Origin of the sequence: Allokutzneria albata (genome assembly GCF_900103775.1) — a bacterium.
Taxonomy (GTDB): domain Bacteria; phylum Actinomycetota; class Actinomycetes; order Mycobacteriales; family Pseudonocardiaceae; genus Allokutzneria; species Allokutzneria albata.
The window spans coordinates 6,960,710-6,983,827 of record NZ_LT629701.1; the positions used below are offsets into that span (position 1 = coordinate 6,960,710).

Genomic DNA, 23,118 nt, shown 5'->3' on the forward strand with positions numbered 1-23,118 from the left:
TCATTGGCACTCAACGGTGACGAGTGCTAATACGATGATGCGCCACGCCCGCCCTCGAGCGCAAACACCCGCGGTCAGAGAGTTCTCACGGTGGCGTGCGGGACCAGCACCGCGGTCATCCGGATGTCGTGCTCCTCACCCGGCAGTTCGTCGACGAACCCCTCCGGGTGCACCACCGCGACCAGGGGCGCCCCGGCCCGGGCGAGCGGCAGCGAGCGGTCGTAGTGCCCGGCCCCGCGTCCGAGCCGGGTGCCCCGCCGGTCCACGGCCAGGGCCGGGATCAGCACCGCGTCCGCCTCGCCGATCGAGGAGGGGGCCAGGCGCGGTCCTGGTGGTTCGAGCAGTCCGTAGGCGGCCGGCAGCAGCTTCCCCGTGTGCTCGGCCCACGCGAGGGGGTTCTTCCCGGTCACCACGGGCAGCAGCACACGACAGCCCGCGTCGAGAAGGGAGGACAAAAACGCAGGTGAACCCGGCTCCGCGCCGACCGGAACGTAGGCGCAGACGGTGCCGCCGGAGTAGGCGGCCGCCCACTCGCCGAGGGTGACGGCCAGTGCCTCCGCGCGCTCCGCGAGGACCTGATCCGGCAGGGCGCCCCGGCCGTGCAGCAGCCGCGTGCGCCACGCCTTCTTCGTCTGCCGGATGAGATCTTCGGAAGCCACGAAAAGTGAGCTTAGGCACGCCGGATAGGCTCCGGCCATGAGCTCGTCGAGCGCCTTCCGCACCGCAATCGTGCCCGCAGCCGGACTCGGCACCCGATTCCTGCCGACCACGAAGTCCGTGCCCAAGGAACTGCTGCCCGTTGTCGACCGGCCCGCGATCGAACTGGTCGCCGAAGAGGCCGCGCTGGCGGGCGCGAGCAAGCTGGTGATCGTCACCTCGCCGGACAAGGCGTCGGTGGGCGAGCACTTCCAGCCCGCGCCCGACCTGGAGTCGACGCTGGAGAAGCGGGGCAAGACCGAGCTGCTGGAGAAGGTCCGCCGCGCCCCGGGCCTGCTCGACGTCGAGGTCGCGATCCAGGAGCAGGCACTCGGCCTCGGGCACGCGGTCGCCTGCGCCGAGCCGAACCTGACCGGTGCGGACGAGGCCGTCGCGGTGCTGCTGCCGGACGACCTGATCCTGCCGAACGGCGCGCTGGACGCGATGTCCGCGGTGCGCGAGCGCTTCGGCGGCAGCGTGCTGCTGGCCATCGAGGTCCCGCGCGAGGCGGTCTCGGCCTACGGCGTGTTCGACGTCGACGACACCGACGAGCCGGACGTGAAGCGGCTCAAGGGCATGGTGGAGAAGCCCGCGGTCGAGGACGCCCCGTCCAACCTGATCGCACCCGGCCGCTACCTGCTCGACCGCGCGATCTTCGACGCGTTGAAGCGGATCACTCCGGGGGCGGGCGGCGAGCTCCAGCTCACCGACGCCATCGCGCTGCTGATCGCCGAGGGGCACCCCGTGCACGTCGTCGTGCACCGCGGCGAGCGGCACGATCTCGGCAACCCGGGGGGCTTCCTCAAGGCCGCGGTCGACTTCGCGCTGAAAGATCCCGCGTATGGGCCCGGCCTGTTGCAGTGGCTCCGTGGGCGCGTTGCCGCATCCTAGGAAGTTATGAGGTCCGTAGACGAGCAGCTGGCCCGCGTCCTCCGCGCCGCGGTGCAGCCGTCCCCAGTGCGGGTGGCCATCTCCGAGGCGCAGGGCCTGCTGTGCGCCGAGGAGGTCGTGGCGGAGCGAGCACTGCCCGGCTTCGACCAGGCGGCCGTTGACGGCTACGCCGTGCGCAGCGTCGACGTGCAGCAGGCGGGCACCGATCCGGTCGTGTTGCCCGTGGTCGGGGAGATCCAGGCCGGATCCCGCCAGCCCAGCCGCCTGCAGCCCGGTCAGGCGGTGCGGGTGGCAACCGGGGCTCCGCTGCCGACGCTGGCCGACGCCGTGGTGCCGCTCGCCTACACCGACGAGCACCCGGCCAGGGTTTCCGTGCAGCGCCCGGTGCCCTCGGCCGCGTTCGTCCGCCGCACCGGCGAGGACGTGCAGACCGGCGACGTCGCCGTGCGCATGGGCTCGGCGATCGGGGCCGCCCAGGTCGGCCTGCTCGCCGCGGTCGGCCGCAACAAGGTGCTGGTGCACCCCAGACCGCGGGTGTCGATCATCTCCATCGGCGAGGAGCTGGTGGACATCGACCGCACGCCGGGGCCGGGGCAGGTCTACGACGTCAACTCCTACGCACTGGCCGCAGCGGCCAGGGACGCGGGCGCCGAGGTCAGCCGGGTCGGTGTGGTCACGACCGAGCCGTCCCGGTTCGCCGAGATCGTCGAGGGACGGCTGCTGATCTCCGAGATCGTGGTGATCGCAGGCGCGATCGGCGGCAACGGCGGCGAGGAGATCGTCAGCGCGCTGTCCGACCTCGGCGAGCTGGACGAGACCCGGGTGGCGATGCACCCCGGCTCGGTGCAGGGCTTCGGCAGGCTCGGTCCGGACGAGGTGCCCACTTTCCTGCTGCCGAGCAACCCGATCAGCGCGCTGGTGATCTTCGAGGTGCTGATCCGGCCGTTGATCCGCACCGCGCTCGGCAAGCGCAACCCGCAGCGCCGCAGGGTGAACGCGCGCCTGGTCTCCCCGGTGACCTCCACCAAGGGGCGCAAGGGATTCCTGCGCGGACAGCTCATGCGCGACACCGAGACCAACGAGTACCTGGTGCAGCCGCTGGGCACCTCCGGCTCACACCTGCTGGCCTCGCTGGCGGAGGCGAACTGCCTGATCCTGCTGGACGAGGACACCACCGACGTCCTGGTCGGGGAACAGGTGGCGGTGAGCTTCCTGGCCCAGCGTGGCTGACTTCCGGCCGCCGGAGGGACGCCACCCCGGCTGGCCGGCCCGGCTGGGGCCGCTGGTCGTCGCCGGGGGCACCCTCGAACTGCGCCCGCCGCGCCTGCGCGACGCGAGCGCGTGGAGTTCCACCCGGCAGCGCGACCGCGCCCACCTGGAGCGGTGGGAGCCCAGCTCGTACGGGCAGGGCTGGGAGGAGCGCAACTCGCTGCTGGCCTGGCCGCCGCAGTGGGCCGCGCTGCGGTCGCTGGCCAGGCGCGGCCTCGCCCTGCCGTTCATGATCGTGGTCGACGGGCGGCTCGCCGGGCAGGTCACCGTCGGCAACATCCAGCGCGGCGCGCTGCGCTCAGGCTGGGTCGGCTACTGGGTGGCCAGCGAGCTGACCGGGGGCGGAGTGGCTACGGCCGCGGTCGCCCTGGTCGCCGACCACAGCTTCGGGCCCGCCGGCCTGCACCGGCTGGAGGCGACCGTGCGGCCGGAGAACGAGCCCAGCCTGCGCGTGCTCGACAAGCTCGGGTTCCGCAGGGAAGGGCTCTACGAGCGCTACCTCGACGTCGGCGGCGCGTGGCGCGACCACCTCAGCCTCGCGTTCACCGAGGAGGAGGTCGGTGCGGGCATGGTGGCCCGGCTGGTGCGGCGTGGGCTGGCTCGCATTCCCTGATTCCGGCGGAATTCTTCCCCCGTTCGAGTAATGATCGACATACCCCGGGAGTATTGACCGGCGGCGTGGCTCCGACACAGGTGTGACTGGTGTGACTAACGTGGCGTTCACGTATGAATGTCGGGTGTGGTGTGGGGGAGGTGGACAGGCGTGCCGAGCTCGTTGATCTTCGCCGCTCTCGCGGCAGCCTGGCTCGTCGTTCTCGTACCCATGGTGGCGCGGCGCCGAAAGCCGGTCGCCAGAACAGCCGACTCTGCGCTCACGGGCAGAGTCGTCCGGCGCGGCGGTGAACGCACCGTGCGCGGGGCACAGCTTCCGGAGGAGAACGCGCAGGAGGTGTTCGCCATGCCCGCACGACGGGCACCGGAGCCCGCCGAGGACTCCGAGGACTACGACAGCTACTCCGATCACTACGCCGAGGACTACGGCGACGAGTCGGTCAACCGCCGCGCCCGCCGCCGCTACCGGCCGGGCCGAGGCGGCTTCGACCCCGAGCTCGCCGCCATGGTCGCGCGCGCCAAGTACCAGTTCCGGCAGCGCGTCGTCCTGGGCATGCTGCTGCTCGCCCTCGCCACCGGCCTCCTCGCGGGCTTCGCGATGCCGATGCTGTGGTGGGCGCACGGCGCCACCGATGTGATCCTCGTCGCCTACCTGACCTACCTCCGCCGCCAGGTCCGCATCGAGGAGGAGATCCGAAACCGCAGGCTGGCCCGCATGCGCGGCACCGACGAGGACGAGATCGTCACCGAGCACGACCAGGTCGACGAGGACGACGACGCCGAGACCTACGAGGTGCCCGCCCCCAAGGCGGTCACCAAGCCGGCGGGCACCCGCTGCTCCTCCCGCCCCAGCGCCGAGATGATCGACCTCGACGACGAGGACCCGACCTTCGAGCACCTGGATCCACCTGCGCAAATGACGTACCGGCGGGCATCAGGCGAGTGAAGGTGGGGGGTGCGCGAAGCACCCCCCACCTACTGTTATGCTTCCCCCACAACAGAACACGGGGCTGTAGCGCAGTTGGTAGCGCGTCTCGTTCGCATCGAGAAGGTCAGGGGTTCGATTCCCCTCAGCTCCACAGCAAGTCAGAGGCCGTCCACAGTAGATCGTGGACGGCCTCTTTCGTGCTCGTACAGCAGCGAAGTACAGCAGCGACTCACTTACCTTCGAGGCTGTCCTCGAGCTATTGCAGAGCGTCCTGTGCGGACTTGGCTTGAATGAGAACTTCTCCGACACCCCATGGTGGGTTTCCGGCCCTGGCACGATCGGTGCCTCGGCTGTTGGCTGAGGTTCTGCACGGGGTGTCCTGCACCGGGCGCTGGCCGCTCAACTACCCTCGACGGCGACATACACACTTCTGGCTTCCGTGTGCGCGGACATGCCAACACTGTATGGAGTTTTGATGACCTTGCGTGTGAGCCCGCGCGAGCTGGTCTGCGGGCCGCGTGACGTGCGCGAGGGTGTGTTCGCCCTAGCTCGGGAACTCGACACCGCTGGGCTCGGCGAGGTCGGCATGCTCGTCGAGTATCGGTTGCCCCATGCAGCGTCGCACGCGGACGTAGTCCTTGCCGGCGTCGACCCTGAGACCGCCCAGCCGTCCTATGTCGTTGTCGAGATCAAGTCGTGGCGTCGATATGCCGCAGACCCGGATGAGCCTGAGCTCGTCAAATCATCCGACCTGCGGAGACTCCTGGATCCCGTGGTCCAAGCCGACCAGTACGCCGCCTACCTCGCGAACCTAACCGCAAGTCTGCGCGGAAGCGATAACGCTGTGATCGGCATGGCGTATCTGCCGGATGCACGACGCGAGGATGTCCCGCCCAGTGACCGGCTCTTCACCGGCTCGGATGCGGCGGAGCTGCGGACGTTTCTCCGGTCGCGGTTGGCAGTTGGGCCTTCGACTGCAGCCGTAGATCAACTGTTGACGAGCGCTACCCGCCCGTTGCGTCCGCTGCTGTCTCTTCCCCTGAACAAAACGGACGAATTCGTACTGCTGGACCAGCAGATGGCGGCGCGTCTCGCGATCCGCCACGCCGCTGAGCTGGCTCGTGTGTCCGGTGCTCAGAAGATCATCATTGGTGTTGGGCCTTCTGGAAGCGGGAAAAGCACTCTCGGCTTGACGGTCCTGACCGAGCTGTGCCGAAGTGACTACACAGTGATGCACGCGACTGCTTCTGCTTCGTTCACCAGCTCCCTGCGCAAGACAGCGGGGAGTAGGTCATCCAAATTGCAGCGACTATTCACGTACTTCAACGCCTTCACTGGCGCGCCGCCGTCCGCAGTAGACGTCCTCATCTGCGACGAGGCACACCGAATCCGCGAATCGTCCGTGAATCGCTACACGCCCAGAGCCCACCGCACCGGCAGGTCCCAGATCGACGAGCTAATCAACGCAGCAAAGGTCACAGTCTTCCTTCTTGACGAGGAACAGGCCGTACGACCGGGTGAGATCGGCACCTTGGCGCTTATCGAGGCGGCAGCCGCCCAGCAAGGAATCCCGGTTCGTCGATTTGAGCTCGGTGGGCAGTTCCGCGCCGGTGGAAATGTCATGTATCCCGACTGGGTGAGTCGCCTGTTGGAGCTGGACGAGCGCGGAAACGGCCCCGTCAAGTGGACAGGTGAGCCGGAATTTGTCGTCAAGATCGCCGACACGCCTACAGAGCTCGAGGAGCGCCTCGTTTCCGAGGTCGAAGCCGGGCACACCGCGCGAATCGTGGCAGGAATGTGCTGGCCCTGGAGCGACGCGCATCCCGGCCAGCCGCTGGTAGACGACATCGTTATCGGTGACTGGCGGAAGCCATGGAGCGCTAAGGGTGCTCGGGGAGTAAACGGCCTGCCGTCGGCGCACACATGGGCAGTTGATCCGAAAGGATTCGGCCAAGTCGGCATGATTTACAACGTCCAGGGCTTCGAGTTCGACTGGGTCGGTGTGATCATAGGACCGGACCTGGTATGGCGTGGCGATCACTGGGTGGCCAATCGCTTGGCGAATCGGGACTCCAGCCTTCGGCGAATCTCGGACGAAGCTTTCTCTGCCTATATTCGCCGCACCTATCGCGTCCTACTCACCAGGGGGCGATCGGGGGTGGTGCTCTACTCCGCGGACCCGGAGACACGGGACAAGCTTTGCAGCCTCGTGCCTCCGTCGGCGTCTGAGATTCCCTCGAATCTCGGTGCCTGAATTTGTAGTTCTGCAGTATCGATCTAATCAGTAACGGCATCGGGCTTCCGCCTCGGCGGACACGCCCTCGTACGTTCGGAGAAATGCATGCGAACAAAGCATGGTCACGATGGACCTGACGGGCAAATCGCGCCACCGAAAGGGATTTCCGGCATTCTTCCCTGGGTGCTGGACGACGAGAAGCGAAGCACCCGGCTGCGCAGCCTGTTGATCCCGTTGTTTGTGACGATCACTGTGATCATGGTCATCCCACCTGCGCTCGTCGCTCTCGTGCTTTACCAGGTCTGGCCGGCCGCACTCGGCGGCGCTGGGGCTGCTGGTGCAGCGGGCGCGGGACTCGTGTGTTGGCGGCGGGCGAAGCGACGCGCTGCGACGGCAACCCACCCGCCGCAGGAGAACTGACGCCGTGCGGCGGTGCCCGGCCATCCGGGCCGGGCACCGCCGCATGATTGGCAACGAGCAGCGTTCCGCAGGTCCGGCGGCCACCGTGCACGGTGATTCGCCGAACCCCGGCCCGCTTGCGCCGGTTGGTCCACGAGCGCTTGAAGTTGCGGGGCTCGATCAGCGTCCCGGGCTTGGTCGTGAAGATCAAGCCGGAGTGCTGCCACTCGTCACCAGCCCGCCTTCGGTCAGCCTCCTGCTGATCCTTTCTCTGGCCGAGGACAGCCGCGCTGAAGCCCACCATTGGAAGCGTGTCCTCGGACGCGGCCGTCTTCGTCGCCCGGTGCAGCAGCTCCCGGCTCACGAGTTGCAACTGGAGCCCTATGGACAGCTCTCCGTCCTCGAAGTCCACGGCGGCGGCCCAGACCTGGCCCAAGACTTCACTCAGGCGCAGACCGAGCACCAGCACCAGGACGTACGCCGGGTACATCGGATCGCCGTCACGCTGAGCCGACTCCAGGAACCGGCGAGCCTCCGCGCCGAGTGGGCTTCCTTACAGCACCAACAGTGCAATAGCACCTTTTGATCTTGGAGCGCCGGGCGTCCTTGCCTTGCGCGCAGCACTGGCAGATATCCGGAATGCGATTGAGCCACTGCTGAACGTCGCGGACGTGGTAGCTGGACTTCCTCGTGCATGAGACGGTCAGGGGCTCGGTCCCTTCGCTCCGCAGTTGCGGTTCTCCCGGTTTTTCGTGTTCGTCGGAGGAGCGACCCCCGAATCTCCTGCGGTGCGGGCTCCTCTGGAACCGGCGTGATGCGGTTTGGGGACCGGCGGGCGGGTTGTGTCGTTGTGGCTTTCGTGGTCTGTTGTGCTGCTTTCGATTCGGGTGGGGGCGAAAGGGGGATGGGGAGGGCAACGGGGTGGGTTCCTGACGCGTATACGGAGTAGGTGAATCCGTTGAAGGAGGAATGAAGATGGTCTTTGGGGTTGTTCGTCGGGGTGTGCTGGCCGGTGTGGTGGGGGCCGCTTTGGTGGCGGTCGCTCCTGCGGCCTCGGCGGCCGCGCAGCACTGCAGCGACTGGGGGCCGGGCGGGGTCTGGCCGGCGGACCTGAAGGTGTGCGCCTCCGCCTCCGACGGAAAGATCACCGGCAAGGGGCAGACGAGGAAGACGGCGAACGGCGCGGTGGTCTGGATTCAGGCCGTGAACCTGTCCACGGGCAAGAAGTACGGCACTCACGCGGGGAAGACCCTCTCCGTGAAGGTGCCGAAGGGCAAGTACCAGGTGGACTTCTACCGCGGCGACGGGAAGGGCGTCGTCAGGACGCCTGCGTTCAAGGTCTGACGTCGGCGAGCAGGCGGGCCCAAGGGGCGCGGTAGCGGAGCAGGGACGCGACGAGCACGAGGGTGAGCAGGAGTGCGCCGCCATCGGTGATGACGGAGGGCAGTAGGCCGGGCACGCCGTAGAGGTCGAGCGAAGCGCGGAATACCTCGAACGGGATCATGAGTACTCCTGCGGCCTGGGTCAGATTGACCACCAGTGCCACCCAGAACACCCAATTCCGGCCGGAAAGCGCGAACAGGCCGATGGCGTTGCCGACGATGTAGACGCAGCCGACGATGCGGAATCCAGTCAGGAAACCGGGAGCGTTGGTCGCCGCTTGTTCCGCGGTCTGACCGGCCAATCGCATCGTGTGTTCGAGCATGTCCACATTGACGATGACGAAGTTCTGCAACGCGGTGCCGATGGTGAAGACGATCGAGCACGCCAGTACCAGCACCTGCAGCCGCCGGGTCCGGGCTGTCACCGTTCGAGCCCCCCTCTATCAGTGATAGGGAAGACTCTATCACTGATAGAGTCTTCCGGTGGAGGGCGGATCGCGACGGCTGGACCGGCGACGGATAACCGAGGCAGCGGTGGAGTTGCTGGACGAGGTGGGGTTGGCCGAGCTGAGCACTCGTCGGCTGGCGGCCAAGCTCGGTGTCCAGTCGCCGACGCTCTACTGGCACGTGCGCAACAAGGCCGAACTGCTCGACCTGGTGGCCGAAGCGATCTGTGCGGACGCCTTCGACATCGACGAGACGCAGTCCTGGCGGGACCAGCTCGCCGACGGGTTGCGCCAGTTCCGCGCCTTGTTGCTGCGCCATCGGGACGCGGCGGAGCTGCTGCGCGAGCGTCCGCCGAGCGGTCCGCGTCGGCTCGGGCACATCGACACGACCGTCCGCATTCTGCTCAGCGCAGGGTTCTCGGAGGACGAGGTCGCGGGGATCGCCCGGTTGCTCGCCGCGCACGTGCTCGCTTCCACGCGGTCGGACGCGCGGTCGGCGACGGGCCTGTCGGCTGAAGCGCTGAGCGATTTCCCGCATCTGCACCGCGTGGCGCCCGCCTATTCCCGACTGTCCGAAGAGGACGTTTTCGAGCTCGGCGTCGAGATCGTCCTGGACGGACTGGGGCGGCGGCTCAGCGGGACAGCTTCTCCAGGATGAGGCGGATCTGGGCGCCGTAGCGCTGCTCGAACTCCGGGCTGGCGGGGTCGACGCCGAAGAGGCGCTTGGTCACGTCGGGCAGCACGATGGGGGCGCTGATCGCGGCCATCATCAGCAGCAGGACGGCGGCCGGGTCGAGGTCGGGGGCGAGCTCCTCGTCGTGCTGGCGATCGCGGAGGTAGGCGAGGTCGGAGTCGATGGGCGACTCGTCGGGCGGCGTCGGCGAGCTGTCCAGGCCGCGCCAGACCATCAGCCGGATGCCGCGCGGGTCGGCCAGGCTCTCGCGCAGGTAGCGGACGGCGAGGTCGGCCAGCGGCTGCTGCGGAGTGTTGAAGGTGGCCTCGCGGTCCAGCCACGCCTGCTGCAGCTCGCGGTAGAGCCCTTCCTTGCCGCCGAAGTAGTAGTTGATCAGCTGCTTGTTGACACCCGCCTTCGCGGCGATCTCGTGCACCCGCGCGCCGGCGAACCCCTTGGCGGCGAACTCGTCGAACGCGGCGGACAGCAGCAGTCGCCGCGAGCGGTCCGCGTCCTGACGGCGTTCGTCCGGGCTCGGCGCTCGACGGGGTGCAGACACTGGTCCTCCTGGGGGTATCGGTGCCGGAAGATTATCAGTCAGCTATTTGGTTGACGTAATCATCCGGTTGGTTGAGGCTGGGGTCATGACGATTCTGGTTACCGGAGCCACTGGCAACGTCGGTCGCAACGTGGTGGAGATGCTGCTGGCGGAGGGCGCGTCGGTGCGCGCCACCAGTCGCAGCCCGGAGCGGGCGGGGCTGCCCGAGGGAGTCGACGTGCGCGCGGCGGACCTGGCGCGGCCGGAGACCCTCGCGGAAGCACTGTCCGAAGTGGACAATGTGTACCTGTTCCCCGAGCCGGACGCGGTCGGTGGGTTCGTCGAGCTCGCCGAGGCCGCGGGGGTGCGGCGCGTGGTCGTGCTGTCGTCGTTGTCCGCCAAGGAAAGTGATGCCGACCAGGACGTGATCGGCAGGCGGCACGTCCTGGTCGAGCGCGCCGTCGAAGCGTCCACTATGGACTGGACGTTCGTGCGGCCGGGCGCGTTCGCGGCGAACACCCTGCAGTGGGCGCACAGCATCCGGGCCGAGGGCGTCGTGCGGGCTCCGTACGCGGACGCCCAGGTGGCGCCGGTGCACGAGAAGGACATCGCCGCCGTGGCGGTCCGCGCCCTGCTCGACGACGGGCACGCGGGCAAGGCGTACGAGCTGACCGGTCCCGAGTCGATCACGCAGCGGAGGCAGGTCGAGCTCATCGCGCAGGCCATCGGGCGGCCGGTGCGCTTCGAGGAGCAGACCCCCGAGCAGGCGCGCGAGCTGATGTCGCGGTGGGCGCCGAGCGGAGTGATCGACTCGCTGCTGGGCTACCTCGGTGACTCCGTCGGGAAGACCGCCGAGATCTTCGACATCACCGAGAAGATCACCGGAAAGCCCGCACGCACATTTGCCGGGTGGGCGGCCGAGCACGCCCGCGATTTCGGGTAAGGGGAAGGAAAAGATAGGGGTTCGCGCCGTTCGGAGTGCTCACTAGCTTGGGTTTCCTGGGGCGTCTCATCCTTTTCGGGTGAGCGCGAAGGTTACCTGAGGGGGTAATCGTGAGAGCAGTTCGACTGGCACTGCCCGCGGTCGTGACCGCGGTGGCCGCCGTCGTCGTCGGGCCCGGGACGACAGCGGCGGCCGAAGCGGCGTGCACCTGGAAGGCCGCGGCTCTGCCGCTGCCCACCGGTATGACGCAGGGGCGCGCGGTCGCCGCGGACAACGCGGGTGGCTACGCGGGGATCATGATGGGCAGCGGACCGGAGCGGGTCGCACTCTGGAAGCCCGGCACCGTCGTCGACTACGGCCAGGTCCCGTTCGCGCCGTACCTGGTCACTGTCGCCGACGTGAACCGCTCCGGCACGGTGGTCGGTCACGGCCTGCGCACCATGTACACCTACGGCGCGTGGCGGTCCGTGGGGACGCGCATCGAGGCGCTGCCGGTTCCCGAAGGCACGTACTCCGCCACGGCCAAGGCGGTGAACGACCGCGGGGACATCGTCGGCCAGTACGTGCGGAAGCTGGGTGAGAAGGGCCGCGCGGTGATGTGGCCCGCCGACCGCCCGGGGCAAATGGTCGAGCTGACCGGCCTGCCGGGCACGGACACCACGGTGGCCAACGACATCGACGAGGACGGGACGGTCCTGGTCGACGTCGTCACGGCCAACGGGTCGCCGACCGGCTACCGCTGGCGCGGCGGTGTCGCGACGAAGCTGGTCCCGCCGGTCGCGTCGAAGGACGTCTCCGGCGAGGCGATCTCGGCGGGCCGGGTGGTCGGCTGGATCAGCCCGGCGGACGGGTCGGGCCTGCGCGCGGTGCAGTGGGACGCGGCGGGCAAGGCCAGCTTCCTGCCGGAGGGCCGCTCGGCGCAGAGCGTGAACCGGGACGGGCTCGTCGTCGGTACCGGTTCGGGCACGGTGATCTGGCGCAACGGCAAGCTTGAAGCGACGCTGCCGAGCAGCCCGCAGCTGTTCGCCGGAAAGGTCGGCGACGACGGCGGCGTGCCCGTCTACACGCGCACGGACAACAAGGACACCCCGCTGGTCTACCGCTGCGGCTGAGCCCCTCCGCTGTCCTCCTGCGCGGTCACCGCCAGGAGGGCAGCCACAGCTCCGCGTTCCACCGCCACGGCGTGATCGAGTCGCCCACCAGCACCGGCCACAGCCAGGCGAAGTTCGCCACCACCAGGCCGACGTAGAGGGCGAGCACGAGCAGCCCGGTCCGCCGTCGTTCGTAGCCCGCCCGGGCCTTGCCCAGGATCTCGCCGAGCGCCATGGTCAGGCCGAGCACCAGGAACGGCGCCATCGCGGTGGCGTAGAAGAAGTACATCTGCCGGTCGATGTCGAAGAACCACGGCACCCAGGCGGCCCCGTAGCCGACGAGCACGGCGGAGTAGCGCCAGTCCAGCCTGCTCAGCGTGCGCCAGACGGCCCAGCCGAGCATCGGGAACGCCAGCCACCACATCGCGGGCGTCCCGATGAGCATGACCGCGCCGACGCAGTCCTGGCGGCCGCACCCGGGCGCCGCCGCGCCGGACTCGTAGTAGTAGAGCATCGGCCGCAGGCCCATCGGCCAGGTCCACGGCTTGGACTCCCACGGGTGCGGGGTCGCGGGGGTGTGCAGGTTCGTGTGGAACCCGAGCACGTTGTTGTGGAAGTAGAGCAGCCCGCGCAGGTAGTCGGGCAGGAACGGCAGGAACGAGTCCACGGTGAGCTTGATCGAGGCGGCCCAGCGGTCGGTGCCGGTCTCGCTGGCGAACCACGCCCACCAGGTGCCGAAGTAGACCGTCGGCGGGATGACCGCCAGCGCCCACAGCGCGGGGGCGAGGTCCCTGGCGATGGTGCCCAGCCACGGCCTGCGCACCCCGGCCGAGCGCCGCGCCGTGACATCCCAGAACACGTTGAGCAGGCCGAACGCGACGATGAACCACACGCCGGACCACTTCACCGCGCACCCGAGGCCGAGCAGCACGCCCGCGCCGAAGCGCCACCAGCGGAAGCCGAGCCGCGGGCCGAGCGGGCTGTTGCCCACCCACCCCTCGGTCATCGCCGCCGTCAGCCGGGCGCGGACCTGGTCGCGGTCGACCAGCAGGCAGCCGAAGGCGCCGACCACGAACACGGCCAGGAAGATGTCGAGCATCCCCACGCGCGAGGACACGTGGCTCACGCCGTCCGCGATCAGCAGGACCCCGGCGACCGCGCCGAGCAGCGTGGAACGGGTCAGCCTGCGGGCGATCCGCACGATCAGCAGCACGCAGACGGTGCCGAACACGGCCGAGCTGAACCGCCAGCCCCAGCCGTTGTACCCGAAGATCCACTCGCCGATGGCGATCAGCTGCTTGCCCAGCGGGGGGTGCACCACCAGCTCGTAGCCGGGGTTGTCCTCGTAGCCGCCGTTGCGCAGCACCTGCCACGCCTGCGGCACGTAGTGCTTCTCGTCGAAGACCGGTGTGCCCTTGTCCGCGGGATGGCCCAGGTTCCAGAACCGGACGATGCCGCCGATCAGCGCCAGGGTCAGCGCGACCGTCCAGCCGCGCAGCCGGTCGGCCGGTGGTGGCGGGCCGAACGGCTGCCACGGCTTTTCCTGCTGCACCTCGACGCCAGCGCCGGCTTCCGCGGCCGCCGGTGCCGTCGCGATACTCATCAGGAGCGCACCTCTCTCCGCTGGTTCACCCGGACGATCGTAGACAGGGGCCGGGTGGCGGCGCGCCCACGCCGTGAAAGGCTCTACGTCCATGCAGGTCGAATCGGGATCAGGGCGCTTGGTGCTGGCCGCTACGCCGCTGGGCGACTCCAGGGACGCCTCGCCGAGGCTGGTCGCCGCGCTCGCGGAATCCGAGGTGATCGCGGCCGAGGACACCAGGCGCACCAGATCGCTCGCGGCCGCCCTGGACGTGCAGCCCGCGGGCAAGGTCGTGAGCTTCTACGACGCCGTGGAGAACACCCGGCTGCCGATGCTGCTCGACGCGCTCCGCTCCGGTTCGACGGTGTTGCTGGTGACCGACGCGGGCATGCCCAGCGTGTCCGACCCCGGCTACCGGCTCGTCGCCGCCTGCGCCGCCGAGGGCATCACGGTGACCTGCCTGCCCGGCCCCTCCGCGGTGACCACCGCGCTGGCCGTCTCCGGGCTGCCGTGCGAGCGCTTCTGCTTCGAGGGGTTCCCGCCGCGCAAGACCGGCGATCGGCGGCGCTGGCTGACCGCGCTGCGCACCGAACAGCGGGCGGTGGTGTTCTTCGAGGCGCCGCACCGGCTCGCCGCGACCCTTGCCGACGCGGCGGAAGTGCTTGGCGCGGAACGGAAAGCCGCGGTGTGCCGCGAGCTGACCAAGCAGTACGAGGAGGTTCGCCGGGGCGGGCTCGGCGAGCTGGCCGAATGGGCCGACGAAGGCGTCCGCGGGGAGATCACCGTCGTGCTCGCCGGTGCCGCCGCGGACGAGTCAGCGGTGACCGACGTGCGCGCGCTCGTGCCCGCCGTCGAGGAGCGCGTCGCCGGGGGAGAACGGCTGAAGGAGGCGACCGCGGCTGTGGCCGCCTCCTCCGGGGTCAGCCGGAAGGCGCTCTACGACGCCGTTCTCGCCGAGCGGTCCTAGGTCGTGCCTAGAGGCAGGCTTGACGGAGCGCGTCAAGCTGCTTGACCTTGGTCTCGACCCACTTCGGCAGGTTGGCCGCGTCCTCCACCCGCTGCTTCGCCATGTCGACGTAGGAGTTGCCCAGCGTGGTGATGGCCCCGCTGACGTCGCCGTCGTTGACGTTCTTGGCCAGCTCGTGCAGCTTGTTGCCGGTCTCCTGGGTCTCCTTCTGGGCCTTCTCGCCGTCCTTCGGGTCCGGGGTGAACGCGGCGAGCGCCAGTGCCTCGGTGCACACCTTCGCCTTGGAGCCCGCTTCCTGGATCTGCGAGCACCCGCCCAGTGTGATCAGCAGGGGCAGCACGGCGATCGCCAAGCGGCGCGTCGTGGACATGGACTCCTCCTCGAAGCGGGGGTTCTCCACCCCGAGGTTATTCACAAATCGGTCATAGCGTCAGGACTGCTTGAACGTTTGTACAGGCGTCTGATCAACTCCTCGATCTCCGGCTCGGCGACCGTGACGTCGTGCACGGCGACCCGATCGACGAGCGCCGAGATCAGCGCCGCGGCGGTGGTGTCCGAACGGCCGAAGACCAGGTGTTGACGGAGCCCGTCGAGTTCGGTGCGCACCTCGCGGACGCCCGGGAGCCCGGTCAGCGGCGGATGCGGTTCGGTGAGGTCCACGACCAGCGTCCGCTCGGTGACGACCTCGGCGCGCAGTTCGCCGAGCGGGCCGTCGGCGAGCACGCGCCCGTGGTCGATCACCATCAGCCGCCCGCACAGCCGCTCGATGTCGTCGAGGTCGTGCGTGGTCAGCAGCAGCGTGGTCCCGCGCTGGTTGAGGTCGGCGAGGAATGCGCGCAGCCGTTCCTTGGACTCCAGGTCCAGCCCGATCGTCGGCTCGTCCAGCACCAGCAGTTCGGGATCGTGCAGCAGCGCCGCGGTGACCTCGCCGCGCATGCGCTGACCGAGGGAGAGCTGTCGCACCGGCGTTGCCAGGAACGGCGTCAGCTCCAGCAGTTCGACGCACTCCTCCAGCCGCTCGCGGTAGTCGTCCTTCGGCACGCGGTAGATGGAGCGCAGCAGCTCGAAGCTCTCGGAGAGCGGCAGGTCCCACCACAGCTGGCTGCGCTGGCCGAACACCACGCCGATGCGCGCGGCCAGTGCTCGCCGCTGTTTCGCCGGGTCGAGCCCGCAGACCGTGGCGCCGCCGGCGGACGGTGTCAGGATCCCGGTCAGCATCTTGATCGTCGTGGACTTGCCCGCGCCGTTGGGGCCGACGTAGCCGACCGCCTCGCCCCGGTCCACGGTGAAGCTCACCGCGTCGACCGCGACCACTTCGGTGCGGCGCCTGCGCAGGAAACCGGCGCGGTGGGAGACGGTGAAGCTGCGGCGGAGCCGGTCCGCCACGATGAGCGCGCTCATGATCCTGTTCCTTGGTAGTGGCGGACGGCGAAGCGCCAGGCGAGCCCGGCCACGGCGACGGCCGCGACCGCGACCAGTGGTGAGCACCAGCCGAGGAATGCCGGTGCGCCAAGGGGATCGGGCCGGTCCAGCAGGGCGAGGGCGGGGTAGTAGGCGACGAACGCGCCCGGGATGACGAAGGCCAGCACCCGCCGCAGCCACGGCGGGTAGACGGTGATCGGGTAGGAGGTGAACATGTTGCTGCCGTAGGTGACCGTGTTGGCCAGCTCGCGTCCGTCGACGATCCAGAAGCAGACCGAGCACGCGACCACCCAGATCGACCCGAAGAGCACCGCGCCGACCAGCGGGGCGGTGCAGGCGAGCAGCAGTTTGGGCGCGGTCCACTGGATGTCCGAAGTGGACAGAACGGTGACGAGGACGGCCAGCGCCGCGACGATCCGGCCCACCCGGCGCAGCTGGATGTCGCCGGTGGCGACCTGCGCGAGGGTGCTCAGCGGCCGCATCAGCATCACGTCCAGCTGGCCGGTCCTGATCATCCGCGGCAGCTCGTCGAGCTGACCGACGACCAGGTCGGCCAGGCCGAAACCGACACCCGCGATGCCGTACATGATCAGCACCTCGTGCACGGCGAAGCCGCCCATCTCCTCGGCGCGCCCGAAGAGCACGAGGATGACGACGAGCTCGCTCGCCTGCCCGACCATCTGCGCGACGAAGTCGAGCACGAACGACGCGCGGTAGGAGAGCTGGGCGCGGAACCGCGAACCCAGGATGCCGAGGTAGACCCGGTCAGCCACCCTGCACCACCAGCTTCCGCTCGGCGGCGCGCAGCGCGAGCTGGCCGATGACGAGCAGTCCGACCGTCCACAGCGCCTGGTGGGTGAGCGGCGGCAGCGGGCTGCCCCGTTCCACGAACACGTCGATCGTGTTCTGCAGCAGTGAGGGGAACGGCGTCCACCACAGGACATCGACGGCCCAGTCGGGGAAGAACGCCAGCGGCACGGCCAGCCCCGAGAGGATACCGCCGAGCAGCCCGTACATCGCGGTCACGCCGCGGGCGTCGAGCAGCCAGAACGCGCTGAGGCTGAGGAGGAACCGGATCGCGAAGCTCATCGCGACGGCGAGGACGACGCTCAGCGCGAACAACGCCCACGTGTGATCGTGTTGTGGCCAGCGGAGGTCGAACAGCAGCGAGCCGATCAGCATCGGCGGGGCGAACCTGATCAGCATCGCGAAGCCGGCCCGCCCGTAGTCCTCGGCGAGCAGGGCGAACTGCAGGTTCCAGGGGCGGGCGAGGTCGATGGCGACGTCGCCGCTGCGCACGCGGTCGGCCAGTTCGTGCCCGCCCCAGAGGATGACGACGCCGAGCAGGCCCTGCCCGAGCCACACGTAGCTGGCGATGCTCCCGACGTCGTAGCCCGCGACCTGCCGGCGCGATCCGAGCACGCTGAGCAGGACCGCGATGCGCATGAGGCCGAAGGCGGTGTTGGTGGTCAGGGCCGCGACGGCGGCCGAGCGGTAGGTGGAGTAGCGGTGGAATCCGGCGACGGCGAGGTGTGGATAACACCCGATCAACGCACGCACGAAATTCCACGCTAGCCTCCGTTGCAACTCCTTTTTGGACAGTCGGGGCGTGGGTTGCGCACTGAATGAGTCAGTGAGGTACTTGAACGCACTGAATGACTCATTCGGTGCGTTGAGCGTCCCCAATGACTCATTCAGGCTGTTCAGGCTTCGAGGACGATCTTGCCGGTGGCCTGGCCGGTGCTGAGCAGCGTCAGCGCCTTGACGGCATCCGTCAAGGGCATGCGGCGGTCGATGTGCGGGGTCAGCGAGCCCGCGGCGACGAGGCGCAGCACCTCCGTCAGCGCCTTCGTGAAGCCCGCGCCGGGCTTCACGTAGTACATCGACGCGCGGCGGCGGCCGGTCAATCCGACCAGCCTGCGGAGCTGCCACCACGCCATGCGGCGCAGAGTCCCCACGTAGGGCCGCAGCGGGTGCCCGGTGTCGCGCAAAGTCCCCGCGGAGCCGTAGTTGGCCAGCACACCGCCTGGGGCGAGCAGACTCCACGAGTCGTCGAGGCTCTTGCCGCCCACGTGGTCGAAGACCGCGTCCACGCCGTTCGGAGCGAGGGCGCGCACCTGGGCGACGACATCGCCCTTGCGGTAGTCGACGGGCTCGGCGCCGAGCGAGCGCAGCAGGTCGTGCTTGCCCGCCGAAGCCGTGCCGATGACGCGAGCACCCGCGAGGCGGGCCAGTTGGACGAGGAGGCTGCCGACGCCGCCCGCGGCTCCGTGTACGAGCACCGTCTGGCCCGCGCGGACCTTGGCGGTCACGTGCAGCATCTCCCACGCGGTCACACCGTTCATCGCGACGGCGGCGGCCACGCCGGGGTCGACGTCCTCGGAGATCGGGACAGCGATCTTGGCCGGGATCACCACCTCGTCCCGCCAGGCACCGGTTCTCGTCAGGGCCACCACTCGCTGGCCTGCCGGCAGGCCCTCGCCGTCGACCACGCGGCCCACCAGGTCGTAGCCGGGGACGAACGGGAACTTCGGCTGCAGCGGGTAGCGGCCGCGCAGCATCTGCACCTCGGCGAAGCTCACGCCGCTGGCCTCGGTGCGCACCAGGAGCTGTCCCTTGCCCGGCCGCGGCTTCGCCCCCTCCGTGATGCGCAGCATCTCCGGGCCGCCCTTGCCGGTGAGCACGATCTCCATGGTCCGCCTCCAGTGACTGGTTATTACTTGCGTTAGAACTTCTAACAAGAGCTTGAGCCTGTTAGGGTCGCGTTGTCAAGGGAGGTGGTCGAGGTGGACCGCAGGCAGCGCTACCGCGAACAGACGCGGGACGAGGCGAAGCGCATCGCGCTGGAGCAACTGGCCGAGTCGGGGCCGAGCGGGATCTCCGTCAACGCGATCGCCAAGCGCATGGGCGTCACCGGTCCCGCGCTCTACCGGTACTTCGCCAACCGGGACGCGCTGCTCACGGATCTGATCGAGGACGCCTACAACGACCTCGCCGACACGGTGGAAGGCGCGGTCGCGGCCACCCAGCGCTCGGGGCACGCCACGCAGATGCGCGCGCTGGCCACGGCGATGCGCGAATGGGCGATCGCGCAGCCGCACCGCTACCTGCTGCTCTTCGGCACGCCCGTGCCGGGCTACCGGGCGCCGATGGAAACGCTCACCGCCGCGCATCGCTCGATGACGGCGGTGCTGGCCACCGTCGGCGAGGACCCGGAGCCCGCGAGCCGGCGCTCCGCGCTGCACCGCCAGATCGGGGCGTGGGGCGACAAGATGCAGACCGGGGACCTGACGCCCAAGCAGCTGCACTGGGGGATCACGGTCTGGACCCGCCTGCACGGCGTGATCAGCCTGGAGATCACCAACCAGTTCGAGATGACCGGCATCGATCCCGAGCTGGTCTTCAAGGCCGAGGTGGAGGCGCTAGTCGTGTGGGGGGAGCGCGGCTAGCACCCGCGAACCCGCGTCGTACAAGGCGATCAGCAGCGGTCGCAGCTCCATGCCCGCCGCGGTCAGCCGGTAGCTCGTGCGCACGGGGAAGCCCGGCAGCCGGTCCTTCACGACGAGCCCTTGCGCGACCAGCTCGCCGAGCCGATCGGTCAGCACCTTCGCCGTCAAGGACGGCAGTCGCGCCCGCAGCTCGCCGAACGAGCAGGGACCGTGCATCAGCTCGCGCAGCACGAGCGTCGCCCACCGGCCGGAGATCGCCGCGAGCGCGACCTCGACCGGGCAACCGGGCTCAGGCCTGTTCGTGCGGCCGCGCGCGTCGGGGACGAGTTCGACGTCGGTTTCCGCTTGGTGACCGACGAGACGCTTCGCTTCGCTGGTGCCATGAGTACCGACCACATGCCCAGTGTGCGCCTTCCCGAGCAGTTCCGGGAGGCGTTCAACACCGGTTCCAGTGCCGCCGTCGAAGCCGTCTACGAGCCGGACGGGGTGTTCGTCGACGGTCCGGGCAATCCCGTGACCGGCCCGGACCGCAAGCGCGCCAACGAGAAGATGCTCGCGCTCGGGGAGCCGATCGAGGTCCGGCCCCGGCACACCTACGTGGCGGGCGACATCGCCCTGCTGATCGTCGACTGGAGCATCGGTGAGGTGCACGGCACGGCGACCGACGTAGCCCGCCGCGGCCCGGACGGGGTCTGGCGCTACGTGATCGACAACCCGTTCGGCACCGCCTGACTACTGCTTGGCGATGCCCTCCACCGGCGTGGTGTCCCAGGGCAGCAGGTCGACGCCGAGCCACGGCATCACGCCGGTGGCCTGCAGCGCCGCCACCGAGAACCACAGCGCCAGCAGGCTGAACGCGGGCAGGACCACCATGTTCTCGACCTTGCCGCCGGTCTTCATCCGCATGATCTTCGGCGGGGCGATCGGGTACCAGGTCTTGCCCGCGATCGGCACCGGCCACATCATCGGGCAGCCCATCTCGGTGATCGCGTCGCCGATGAAGTGCGCGACGCAGCCGATGGTCACCGCGAGCCCGCAGGCCCCGGCCAGCTCCGGCGCGCCGTTGACCCACTGCCAGCACAGCAGCGACAACCCGGCCGAGGTCAGCGTGATCGTCAGCGCGTCCCGCTTCGGGCACCACTCGTGCAGCAGCCCGCGCACCGCGAGGCCGCAGAAGAAGAACATCACGAACGGCAGCGCGTAGGTGTGGCTGAGCTGGATCAACGCGGTGGTGGCCAGCCCGGCGAGGATCGCGAAGACGATGGTGTGGGTGAACCCGCGGTGCCCGCCGTGCCGGTTGGAGTCCTTCTTCGTCCTGGTGCTCCGGTAGATCTTGTGGCTGAGCCAGTTGATCCCGGCGGACATGCTCTTGCTGATCGCCCCGAAGGTGCGCGCCACGGTCGAGCTGGGGTGGTCCAGGTCCGGCAGCAGCGCCGCGCCGGTGGCCAGCGCCCCGCCGACCACGATGGCCGGGGCGGTGAAGCTGCCGAAGTCGTACGCGGCGCCCAGCACCGCCACCCCGCTCCACGCCGCAAGTCCACTGATGGCGTGCGTCGGCCCCATCGACATCCCGCGCCCCCTGAAGATCGTCCGCTGCGCGAGAGGTTAGGGGATCTTCGTCACGCGGGGGAGACCCACCCGGCGCATCGCGTCCCGCCGCGAAACGCCAATGCCGCGATCGGTCCGTTGAACGCACCGAATGACTCATTCAGTGCGTCAGCGGCGGCCGGGGGTGATGAGGCCCAGCTCGTACGCGGTGGCGACGGCGGCGGCGCGGTCGTTCACACCGAGCTTGGCGTAGACGTGCAGCAGGTGGGTCTTCACCGTGGCCTCGCTGATGAACAGCTTCGCCGCGGCGTCCCGGTTGGTCATGCCGCGGGCGATCAGGCCGAGCACCTCCAGCTCGCGCTGGCTCAGCGGCTCCTTGGCGGGGGAGCGGACCTGGCTCAGCAGCTTGGTCGCGATCGCGGGCGCCAGCACGGCCTCGCCCCGCGCGGCCGCCTCGACGGCGCGGAACAGCTCGGTCTTCGGCGCGTCCTTGAGCAGGTAGCCCGTCGCGCCCGCCTCGATCGCGGGCAGCACGTCCGCGTCGGTGTCGTAGGTCGTCAGCACCAGCACGCGCGTCCGCAACCGCTTCTCCGCGATGGCGCGGATCGCGCTCACCCCGTCGGTTCCGGGCATCCGCAGGTCCATCAGCGCCACGTCCGGCTCAAGGGCGACGGCCAGCGTCACCGCCTCGGCGCCGTCCGCGGCCTCGCCGACGACGTCGAAGCGGGGGTCGCCGGTCAACATGCCGCGCAGCCCGTCGCGCACCACCGGGTGGTCGTCGACGATCAGCACTGTGATCAACGCTGCCCTCCAACGGGAATCGCCGGGACGGTCGCGGAGATCGCCGTTCCGGAACCGGGTTCGGACTCCACGGCCAGGGTGCCGGACACCCCGCCGACCCGCTGCCGCATGGAGGTCAGCCCGAACCCGGAACTGTCTACTGTGGACGAGAAGCCGACGCCGTCGTCCCGGACGTCCAGCGTCACCACGTCCTCCATGTACGACAACGTCAACCCCACCCGCCCCGCGTTCGCGTGCTTGGCCACGTTGGCCAGCGCCTCCTGGGCCGTGCGCAGGAGCGCCACCTCGACGTCGGCGTGCAGCGGCCGCGCGGAGCCGGTCGAGGTGAACTCGGCGGGCACGCCGTTGATCTTCGACCACTGCCGCACGACGTCGGCGAGCGCGTCGGGCAGCCGGGCCGACTCCAGCGCTTCCGGCCGCACGGCGTGCACGGAGCGCCGCGCCTCCCGCAGGCTCTCCCGGGCCAGCGTCGCGGCGTTGTCGAGGTGCCGTCGCCGCTGCGCCGGATCGCCGTCCGCGGCCTGGAGCTGCGTGATGATCCCGGTGAGCCCCTGCGCGATGGTGTCGTGGATCTCGCGCGCCATCCGCTGCCGTTCCTCGGTGACCCCGGCCTCGCGCGCCTGCTCCAGCAGCTGCGCCTGGAGTCCGGCGTTGACCCGCATCGCGGCTTCGAGGCGTTCGTTGACCTCGGTCAGCTCGCGGATGGCCGCCTGCCGCTTCTGGCTCTCCCCGCCCGCGGCCCAGCCGGCGAAGGCCAGCGGGACCGCGACGTTGACCAGCACGATGAACGGCGAGGTCTGCTGGAACGCGGTCAGGCCGGTCTGCGCCGTGAGCCCGACGATCGAGGCCACCCCGACCGCGAAGACCGCCCAGTGCGCCGGGAACAGCGCGTACGCGTAGGGGTAGCCGAGAGCGCCGAAGATCGCGAAGATCGGCGAGACCGAGACCAGCGCGAAGATCGTCACGAGCAGCCCGCAGTAGAACACCAGGCCGAGCCCGGGCCGCCCGGCCAGCCAGCCGGTCGTGTTGCGCCGGGGCGAGAAGTCCGGCCGGGTGCGCAGCAGCGTACCGACCGACAACCACAGCGCGGCCACTCCGACCAGGGCGAACACCAGGGGCGCCCGGTCCTTCCCGTCGTCGATCAGCACCCAGAACAGGGTGGCCAAGGCGAGCACGGTGTACCCGATCACGACCAGCACGAACTGGCCGTACCTCGCCCAGAACCGCGCCTTGTCCACCACGCTC

At 69.5% G+C, this 23,118-nt stretch carries 26 protein-coding genes and 1 tRNA gene; 13 read left to right on the top strand and 14 right to left on the bottom strand.

Annotated features, from left to right (window positions below; translation table 11 throughout):
* Positions 1-74 precede the first annotated feature (74 nt).
* Positions 75-659: a 5-formyltetrahydrofolate cyclo-ligase gene (locus BLT28_RS31830; protein ID WP_231950494.1), complete on the bottom strand. Its 585-nt coding sequence runs from the start codon at positions 657-659 to the stop codon at positions 75-77.
* Between the two features lie 37 nt (positions 660-696).
* Between BLT28_RS31830 and BLT28_RS31835 the strand changes: the two genes are divergently transcribed.
* The 6 genes from BLT28_RS31835 (at position 697) to BLT28_RS31860 (ending at position 6,650) form a co-directional block, all read left to right on the top strand.
* Positions 697-1,587 (top strand): UTP--glucose-1-phosphate uridylyltransferase, encoded by an 891-nt coding sequence (locus tag BLT28_RS31835; RefSeq protein ID WP_030426981.1) that lies wholly within the window; start codon positions 697-699, stop codon positions 1,585-1,587.
* Between the two features lie 6 nt (positions 1,588-1,593).
* The gene (gene glp, locus BLT28_RS31840; protein ID WP_030426980.1) at positions 1,594-2,817 is read left to right on the top strand and encodes a molybdotransferase-like divisome protein Glp; all 1,224 of its coding nucleotides are present in this window, start codon (positions 1,594-1,596) and stop codon (positions 2,815-2,817) included.
* Positions 2,810-3,469, top strand: coding sequence for a GNAT family N-acetyltransferase (locus tag BLT28_RS31845; protein WP_030426979.1), 660 nt, complete (start codon positions 2,810-2,812; stop codon positions 3,467-3,469). Before glp ends, BLT28_RS31845 begins: the two co-directional genes overlap by 8 nt.
* Before the next feature lie 150 nt (positions 3,470-3,619).
* On the top strand, positions 3,620-4,414 hold the full coding sequence (gene sepX / locus BLT28_RS31850) for a divisome protein SepX/GlpR (RefSeq protein ID WP_030426978.1): 795 nt from the start codon (positions 3,620-3,622) through the stop codon (positions 4,412-4,414).
* A gap of 60 nt (positions 4,415-4,474) precedes the next feature.
* Positions 4,475-4,547: transfer RNA gene (locus BLT28_RS31855), tRNA-Ala, on the top strand.
* Positions 4,548-4,871: 324 nt separating this feature from the next.
* Positions 4,872-6,650, top strand: coding sequence for a DNA/RNA helicase domain-containing protein (locus BLT28_RS31860; protein WP_052406792.1), 1,779 nt, complete (start codon positions 4,872-4,874; stop codon positions 6,648-6,650).
* Positions 6,651-6,894: 244 nt separating this feature from the next.
* On the opposite strand, the gene BLT28_RS31865 is transcribed toward BLT28_RS31860, so the two are convergent.
* The gene (locus BLT28_RS31865) at positions 6,895-7,551 is read right to left on the bottom strand and encodes a tyrosine-type recombinase/integrase (RefSeq protein ID WP_407638831.1); all 657 of its coding nucleotides are present in this window, start codon (positions 7,549-7,551) and stop codon (positions 6,895-6,897) included.
* Between the two features lie 455 nt (positions 7,552-8,006).
* Between BLT28_RS31865 and BLT28_RS31870 the strand changes: the two genes are divergently transcribed.
* Positions 8,007-8,375 carry a hypothetical protein gene (locus tag BLT28_RS31870; RefSeq protein ID WP_156050443.1) on the top strand — a complete coding sequence of 123 codons (369 nt, stop codon included), beginning with the start codon at positions 8,007-8,009 and terminating at the stop codon, positions 8,373-8,375.
* Here the strand turns inward: BLT28_RS31870 and BLT28_RS31875 are convergent.
* The gene (locus BLT28_RS31875) at positions 8,365-8,811 is read right to left on the bottom strand and encodes a hypothetical protein (RefSeq protein ID WP_231950495.1); all 447 of its coding nucleotides are present in this window, start codon (positions 8,809-8,811) and stop codon (positions 8,365-8,367) included. The genes BLT28_RS31870 and BLT28_RS31875 overlap by 11 nt on opposite strands.
* Before the next feature lie 85 nt (positions 8,812-8,896).
* Between BLT28_RS31875 and BLT28_RS31880 the strand changes: the two genes are divergently transcribed.
* The gene (locus BLT28_RS31880; protein ID WP_030426974.1) at positions 8,897-9,517 is read left to right on the top strand and encodes a TetR/AcrR family transcriptional regulator C-terminal domain-containing protein; all 621 of its coding nucleotides are present in this window, start codon (positions 8,897-8,899) and stop codon (positions 9,515-9,517) included.
* Here the strand turns inward: BLT28_RS31880 and BLT28_RS31885 are convergent.
* On the bottom strand, positions 9,492-10,091 hold the full coding sequence (locus tag BLT28_RS31885; protein ID WP_169748554.1) for a TetR/AcrR family transcriptional regulator: 600 nt from the start codon (positions 10,089-10,091) through the stop codon (positions 9,492-9,494). The two genes, BLT28_RS31880 and BLT28_RS31885, sit on opposite strands and share 26 nt — an antisense overlap.
* 85 nt (positions 10,092-10,176) lie before the next feature.
* Here BLT28_RS31885 and BLT28_RS31890 point away from each other — a divergent pair, with 85 nt between their 5' ends.
* Both BLT28_RS31890 and BLT28_RS31895 read left to right on the top strand, forming a co-directional pair.
* Positions 10,177-11,013 (top strand): NAD(P)H-binding protein, encoded by an 837-nt coding sequence (locus tag BLT28_RS31890; protein ID WP_030426972.1) that lies wholly within the window; start codon positions 10,177-10,179, stop codon positions 11,011-11,013.
* 110 nt (positions 11,014-11,123) lie between these two features.
* A complete protein-coding gene (locus BLT28_RS31895; RefSeq protein WP_156050441.1) occupies positions 11,124-12,125 on the top strand; it encodes a hypothetical protein in 1,002 nt (333 codons plus the stop codon).
* Between the two features lie 25 nt (positions 12,126-12,150).
* Here BLT28_RS31895 and BLT28_RS31900 read toward each other — a convergent pair whose 3' ends face one another.
* Positions 12,151-13,707, bottom strand: a complete 1,557-nt coding sequence (locus BLT28_RS31900; protein ID WP_081899957.1) for a dolichyl-phosphate-mannose--protein mannosyltransferase — start codon at positions 13,705-13,707, stop codon at positions 12,151-12,153.
* Between the two features lie 91 nt (positions 13,708-13,798).
* Between BLT28_RS31900 and rsmI the strand changes: the two genes are divergently transcribed.
* Positions 13,799-14,653, top strand: a complete 855-nt coding sequence (rsmI, locus tag BLT28_RS31905; RefSeq protein ID WP_030426969.1) for a 16S rRNA (cytidine(1402)-2'-O)-methyltransferase — start codon at positions 13,799-13,801, stop codon at positions 14,651-14,653.
* Positions 14,654-14,660: 7 nt separating this feature from the next.
* On the opposite strand, the gene BLT28_RS31910 is transcribed toward rsmI, so the two are convergent.
* The 5 genes from BLT28_RS31910 to BLT28_RS31930 all read right to left on the bottom strand — a co-directional run bounded on the left by BLT28_RS31910 (position 14,661) and on the right by BLT28_RS31930 (position 18,768).
* The gene (locus tag BLT28_RS31910; protein WP_156050439.1) at positions 14,661-15,023 is read right to left on the bottom strand and encodes a hypothetical protein; all 363 of its coding nucleotides are present in this window, start codon (positions 15,021-15,023) and stop codon (positions 14,661-14,663) included.
* A gap of 41 nt (positions 15,024-15,064) precedes the next feature.
* Positions 15,065-16,054, bottom strand: coding sequence for an ABC transporter ATP-binding protein (locus tag BLT28_RS31915; protein ID WP_030426967.1), 990 nt, complete (start codon positions 16,052-16,054; stop codon positions 15,065-15,067).
* Positions 16,051-16,848 carry an ABC transporter permease gene (locus BLT28_RS31920; RefSeq protein ID WP_030426966.1) on the bottom strand — a complete coding sequence of 266 codons (798 nt, stop codon included), beginning with the start codon at positions 16,846-16,848 and terminating at the stop codon, positions 16,051-16,053. The genes BLT28_RS31915 and BLT28_RS31920 overlap by 4 nt, the downstream gene beginning before the upstream one ends.
* A complete protein-coding gene (locus BLT28_RS31925; protein WP_231950496.1) occupies positions 16,841-17,635 on the bottom strand; it encodes an ABC transporter permease in 795 nt (264 codons plus the stop codon). The genes BLT28_RS31920 and BLT28_RS31925 overlap by 8 nt, the downstream gene beginning before the upstream one ends.
* A gap of 143 nt (positions 17,636-17,778) precedes the next feature.
* Complete coding sequence (locus tag BLT28_RS31930) at positions 17,779-18,768, bottom strand: medium chain dehydrogenase/reductase family protein (protein WP_030426964.1); 990 nt, start codon at positions 18,766-18,768, stop codon at positions 17,779-17,781.
* A 93-nt stretch (positions 18,769-18,861) separates the two neighbouring features.
* On the opposite strand from BLT28_RS31930, the gene BLT28_RS31935 reads away from it, so the two are divergent.
* A complete protein-coding gene (locus BLT28_RS31935; RefSeq protein WP_231950497.1) occupies positions 18,862-19,524 on the top strand; it encodes a TetR/AcrR family transcriptional regulator in 663 nt (220 codons plus the stop codon).
* On the opposite strand, the gene BLT28_RS31940 is transcribed toward BLT28_RS31935, so the two are convergent.
* Positions 19,498-19,920, bottom strand: coding sequence for a winged helix-turn-helix transcriptional regulator (locus BLT28_RS31940; RefSeq protein ID WP_030426962.1), 423 nt, complete (start codon positions 19,918-19,920; stop codon positions 19,498-19,500). The two genes, BLT28_RS31935 and BLT28_RS31940, sit on opposite strands and share 27 nt — an antisense overlap.
* On the opposite strand from BLT28_RS31940, the gene BLT28_RS31945 reads away from it, so the two are divergent.
* A complete protein-coding gene (locus tag BLT28_RS31945; RefSeq protein ID WP_052406788.1) occupies positions 19,906-20,256 on the top strand; it encodes a YybH family protein in 351 nt (116 codons plus the stop codon). The genes BLT28_RS31940 and BLT28_RS31945 overlap by 15 nt on opposite strands.
* On the opposite strand, the gene BLT28_RS31950 is transcribed toward BLT28_RS31945, so the two are convergent.
* From BLT28_RS31950 to BLT28_RS31960, 3 genes are all read right to left on the bottom strand, one after another.
* Positions 20,257-21,093, bottom strand: a complete 837-nt coding sequence (locus BLT28_RS31950) for a metal-dependent hydrolase (protein WP_052406787.1) — start codon at positions 21,091-21,093, stop codon at positions 20,257-20,259.
* A gap of 147 nt (positions 21,094-21,240) precedes the next feature.
* Entirely contained in the window at positions 21,241-21,873 is a 633-nt protein-coding gene (locus BLT28_RS31955) for a response regulator (RefSeq protein WP_030426959.1), read from the bottom strand.
* Positions 21,870-23,111, bottom strand: coding sequence for a sensor histidine kinase (locus BLT28_RS31960; protein WP_052406786.1), 1,242 nt, complete (start codon positions 23,109-23,111; stop codon positions 21,870-21,872). The genes BLT28_RS31955 and BLT28_RS31960 overlap by 4 nt, the downstream gene beginning before the upstream one ends.
* Between the last annotated feature and the right edge of the window lie 7 nt (positions 23,112-23,118).